We start from the raw sequence: 5,299 nt of genomic DNA on the forward strand, positions 1-5,299 counted from the left end.
CGCGCCTGCTCGGCTTGCGACGCCGGCGTGCCGGTGAGCCCTTGCCGACACCCTTGGCCGGCGCGGGGCCAGGCGGCTGGTCCTGCGTGCGGGCTTTGCTGCCCAGCGCCAGCTACGGTGTCTGCTGCATCCTCGACGCTGACGCCCTATGCGACGCGGCAGCTTCTTCAATGGGAGCGGACGGTGCCTGAATGGGACGGGCGGAGCGCCGTCGCCCTGGCGTTGCTGGGCGCGCCCATCGGGGTTGCGGGCCTCGCCACCGCAGGCTGGCCCCCGCCTTGGGTCGGAGGCGCGGCCGTCGCGGCCAGCCTGCTCGGTGCCGCCGGCTGGGTGCTGGCCGAGCGCCGTGCGCACCGTGCATTCCTGCGGATGCAGGCCGAACAAGCCCGTCTCGAATCCGAATGCGCCCGCCTCGAGGCCGCCCACAAGCTCGCCCGCCGCGAGGCCGACGCCTGCGCGCAAGCGCTGCAGACGCTCCGCGCCCAGCTCAGCCACCAAGCCGCCCGACGCGTCGCCGCGCAAAGCCACAGCCGCGCCTGCCTGGCCGCAGCCGATCAGGCTCATCAACGCGTGCGTACCGGGCTCGAAGCGGCTGCGGCGCGGCTCGATGCGCTGCTCGTGGAGTGGGAAACCCTTGCCGCGGCGGTGCAAGCCGTCCAGGCCATCCTCAAGCAAGCGCCCGAGCCCGCAGCCCCGGCCCCCGGGGCCGCGCGCGAGCCCACAGGTCCGTCGGCGCAGGCAAAGGCCCATGCGCAGGCGCAGGCGCAAGCCCTGGCCACCGCGCCCGGGCGCGCGCTCGTCGCCATGCTCGAATGCCTGCGGCTCAACCTCGGTTTGGTCATCGAACACCTGCGCGTGGCGGGGGCGGCTGCCGCGCAGGCCGTGCCCGACCTCGAGGCGCTGGCGGCGGAGCTGCAGCGGGCACTGGAGGCGGCTGAGCATGCGACCGATCGCCCGGGCTATAGGCCGCCCCAGCCCCACCCGGCTCCAGACGAGCGCGTTGCGCCCGACCCCACCGAGCCCTGGCGGCAGTGGCGCGATCGTCTCCTCGCCGCCTTGCGGCCCGTGTCCGACGGGCTCGCCGTCGGCGTCGAGGCGCTGCGGCTCGAGGCCGGCGCGTTGCGGGGCCTGGCTGCCCATCACAGCGACGACGTGCTGGTCCTGCGCGCACACGCCCTGAGCTTGGCCGAAGCACTGGCCGATCCAGACCCCGCGACGCCCAGCGCCGCGGCGCTGCCCGGCGACGCCTCAGCCCCTGAGCCGCGGTAGCACGGCGCGGCTCCAGCAGCCCCGGCAACGCCGCGCGGCCCGGGAACCGGACCCGGCTCGGGCTTTTTCACGCCCGCCCTAAAGTCTGCGCGGATCGTGCCGTCAAGTGGGGTGCAGGCAAGGTTGCCGGCATCCGGCAGGGACGCCGGATCATTTCGATCCAAAGGAGTTCATCATGGCCATTTCCGGCATCATCAACACGAACGTCAACGCGCTCAACACGCTCAATGCCCTCGGCGGCACTGCGGGCAGCCTGAGCAAATACGTCGATCAGCTCTCGAGCGGCAAGAAAATCAACGGCCCGGCCGACGACCCGGCGGGTTATGCGATTTCGCAGCGCTTCCAGACCCAGATCAACGGTTTGAACCAGGCGGTTTCCAACGGCAACCAGGCGGTTTCCCTGGTGCAGACCGCGACCGGCGCGCTGAAGAACGAAACCAACCTGCTGCAGCAAATCCGTACCATCGCGGTTCAGTCAGCCAACGGCTCCAACACCTCGTCGGACCGCGCCGCCCTCCAGGGCGTCGTGTCGCAGTTGCTGGCCCAGGTGCGCACCATCGCCACGCAAACCCAATTCAACGGCCAGAACCTGCTCGACGGCAGCTTTGCGGGCCAGCAGTTCCAGGTCGGCGCCAACGCCAACCAGATCATCAATGTCTCAGTGGCCAACGCGAACACCGACGCGATCGGCAACAACGTGATGAAGACGTCCGGTGCGATCTACACGACCAACGGCAGCGTGGTCGACGATGGGTATGCGGCCGGTGGGGCTTTCACGATCAGTCAATCGGCAGGTAATTTCACTTCAGGGGCGGTGACGATCAACGGCTACAAAGGCTCCGATACGGTCACGGTCGCGAACGCCACCGATTCGGCAGCGAGCATTGCGGCCAGCGTGAACAAGGTTTCTGAAAAGACGGGCGTCACCGCCACGGCCAATACCAGCGTGGCCTTCGCAGTGACTTCAGGCTCGTTCAGCTTAACCTTGGGCAACGGGACCACGGGTAGTCAAACCAATGCGGTCAATATCTCGGCGAACGTCACCAGCATCGACCCGACGGGCCTCAGCGGTCTGGTTTCGGCGATCAACGACAAGACCGCGACGACCGGTATCACGGCCAGCCTCGATGCCAACAACAAGCTGATCCTGACGCAGTCGCAAGGCGAAAACATCTCGATTGCTGGCTTCTCGGGGACGGGGTCCTTGGTCGCGGGTGGGGTGACGATCGATGGCTCTACCGGGAAAACAACCGGCCTGGTCCAAGGCTTCGTGCAACTGCAGTCGACGCAAGGGTATTCGCTGGGCAATGGAGGCAACATCGGCTTGGACGCGATCAGCACGCTTTCGGCCGTGGCGAGTGTGGACGTGTCCACCGTCCAAGGCGCGAACAAGGCGATTGCGATCGTCGACCAGGCGATCAACGCGCTCAACAAGCAAGGCGGCGACTTGGGTGCGATTCAAAACCGCGTTCAGGCTTCGGTGAAGAATCTCCAAACCACGGCCGTGAACCTGCAGGCCGCGCAGTCGGTGGTGCAAGATGCCAACATCGCCGAAGCGACGACCGAGCTCTCGAAGTACCAGATCCTCCAGCAGGCCGGTATCTCGACACTCGCGCAGGCCAACTCGCTGCAGCAGAGCTTCCTGAAGCTGCTGCCCTAAGCAGCCCCGGCGCTCGGCGCCGCAGGCCCCGGGTCCGCCTCGTGCGTGCCCGGGGCCTAGGTCCAGGAGAGAGTCATGGAAATGTCCGGTTCTGTATTGCCCGTGTCGGCCACGACGCCCGTCGCACCCGTCGGTGCCTCGGGCTCGACGGCGGCGCAAGGTGTGCCCGGAGCAGCCGTGCAGCCAGGCACGGTTCCCGCTCAACGGCCAGCGGCAGAAGCCGCCGCACCGAGCGCCCCGGCACCCGCCTCTTCCGCAACCCCCGATGCGGTGCAGCGCGCGGTGGCGCGGCTCAACCAGCAACTGGCGCAAAGCGGCGGCGTCAAGCTCAGCGTCGGGCTCGACGCAACCGGTCAAAACCCGGGGCGTGTGCTGGTGGAGTTGTCCGACCGGCGCACCCAGCAGGTGTATTTCAAATACTACGTGCCGGCTGAGCAGCTCATCGAGGCGGCCGACGCACTGTCGGACACCGAACGTTCGGCACCCGCCGGCACGCTCTTCCGTGGCCAGGCCTGAGCCGGTCGAGTCCGTCTGAGGAGTCAACATGGCCGTTTCGATTTCAGGCTTGGTCAGCGGCGTGGACGTGCAGTCCTTGGTGAGCACGATTTCCGCCGCCTATCAGCGGCCGATCACCGTGCTGCAAGACCAGCAGCGCGAACAGCAAGCCACGCTCTCGGCCTGGGGCCGCCTTCAAGGCAGCCTCTCGAGCCTGCAGTCGACGGTGGCGGGTTTGCAGAACGTCACGCAGCTCAACAACCGCAGCGTCAGTGCATCGACGGCGGGCGTCGTGTCCGCCAGCGTCGACGCCAACGCCCCCGAAGGGAGCTACACACTCACTGATGTCACCTTGGCCCAGTCGCAAAGCTTGTATTCGCAGGCCTTTGCCTCGGCCACGAACACCGCCATTGGAACCGGCACCCTGCAGATTCAGGTGGGCAGTGGCAGCCCGAAGTCGATCAGCATCGACGGCTCCAACAACACCTTGAACGGCATCGCCGCGGCCATCAACAGTGCGGGCGCTGGCGTCAGCGCAGCGGTCGTGTTCGACGGCAGCGGCTATCGCCTCACGCTCTCGGGCAACAGCACCGGGGCTGCCAACGCGTTCAAAGTCAGCGTCAGCGGCGCAACCGGCTCGCTCGGTGCCTTGGCCTACGACCCGGCGACGCCGGGTGCAGGCATGACCCAAAGCCAGGCGGCGCAGGACGCATCGGTGCGCATCAACGGTTTGCTGGTCACCAGCGCCAACAACACGATCAGCGGTGCCATTCCGGGCGTCAAGTTCGACCTTTTGCAGGCCGGCGGCTCGACCAAGCTCACCGTCGCCAAGGACAGTGCAGCCTTCGTCAAGTCGGTCGAGAGTTTCGTTTCTGCCTTCAACAAGGCGATGGGCACGCTCAACGAGGTCACGGCCTTCGTTCCGGGCAGCAACGGAGCCCCGAGCCAGTCCGGGCCTTTGCTCGGTGACATCGGGGTGCAGAACCTGCGCACCCAGATGCTCAACCTGATCAGCGGGCAGGGCGTCGGCACCCGGCCCGGCGCGACCTACGCATCCCTCGGCTCGGTGGGCATCAGCCTTGCGGAAGACGGCACGCTCGCGCTCGACAGCGGCAAGCTGACCGCGGCGCTGAAAGTCGATTACGAGGGCGTCACCGGTTTGTTTGGCCAGGTCGGCTCGGCCAGCAACAGCAACGTGCGCTTCGTTGGCGCGACGACCGACACCCAGCCCGGCACGTATGCCTTGAGCGTTTCCACGCCGGCGAGCCCCGCGGTCATCGCGATTGCGCCTTCGATTGCCTCGGGCGGACTGGCCACGGCCGAGGCGCTGACCTTCACTTCGGGCACGAAGGCGGTCACGGTCAACCTCGACGCGGGCGCCACGCTGCAGCAGGTGATCAGCACCATCAACGCGAGGCTGCGCGAGGGCGGCCTGTCGGGCATCGAAGCCGCGGAGGATGGCGGCGGCTTACGGATTTCAACCCAGGCCTATGGCTCGGGGCAGAGTTTTTCCGTCGTCTCCGACCAGGCTGCGGGCCCGGGCAGCACCGGCATTGGAACCACCGTGCTTTCTGCGACCGGTGTGGATGTGGCGGGCTCGGTCAACGGACAGACGACCCGTGGAAGTGGCCAGCGGCTGACCGTGACAGGTCCGGGTGCGGCGCTGGGCCTGCAGCTCGACATCACGGGGCCTGGAACGGGCAGCCTCGGGACGGTGACCTTGAGCCAGGGCTTGTATCAGCAGCTCAACTCGGTCCTGGTGGCCGCGCTCAACAGCCGCAATGGTTTCGTGGCCGCGGCGACGCAGGGCATCAATGCCTCGATTGCGAGCATCGACAAACAGATTGCGCAGTTGCAGCAAAGCGTCGAGGCACA

At 67.4% G+C, this 5,299-nt stretch carries 5 protein-coding genes; all 5 read left to right on the plus strand.

All coding sequences use genetic code 11. From position 1 onward, the window contains the following. Positions 1-191 (plus strand): hypothetical protein (locus tag JHC36_RS08555; protein ID WP_287918251.1); only part of this gene is annotated, 191 nt, incomplete at its 5' end. Then, complete coding sequence (locus JHC36_RS08560) at positions 184-1,269, plus strand: hypothetical protein (protein ID WP_287918254.1); 1,086 nt, start codon at positions 184-186, stop codon at positions 1,267-1,269. The genes JHC36_RS08555 and JHC36_RS08560, both read left to right, overlap by 8 nt. 175 nt (positions 1,270-1,444) lie before the next feature. Continuing rightward, positions 1,445-2,929 carry a flagellin N-terminal helical domain-containing protein gene (locus tag JHC36_RS08565; protein ID WP_287918257.1) on the plus strand — a complete coding sequence of 495 codons (1,485 nt, stop codon included), beginning with the start codon at positions 1,445-1,447 and terminating at the stop codon, positions 2,927-2,929. Between the two features lie 75 nt (positions 2,930-3,004). Next, positions 3,005-3,445 (plus strand): hypothetical protein, encoded by a 441-nt coding sequence (locus JHC36_RS08570; RefSeq protein ID WP_287918260.1) that lies wholly within the window; start codon positions 3,005-3,007, stop codon positions 3,443-3,445. A 28-nt stretch (positions 3,446-3,473) separates the two neighbouring features. Next, the coding region (gene fliD / locus JHC36_RS08575; RefSeq protein ID WP_287918262.1) for a flagellar filament capping protein FliD at positions 3,474-5,299 on the plus strand (1,826 nt) is incomplete at its 3' end.

The sequence above is a fragment of the Tibeticola sp. genome, assembly GCF_022759015.1.
Classification (GTDB): Bacteria; Pseudomonadota; Gammaproteobacteria; order Burkholderiales; family Burkholderiaceae_C; genus Tibeticola; species Tibeticola sediminis.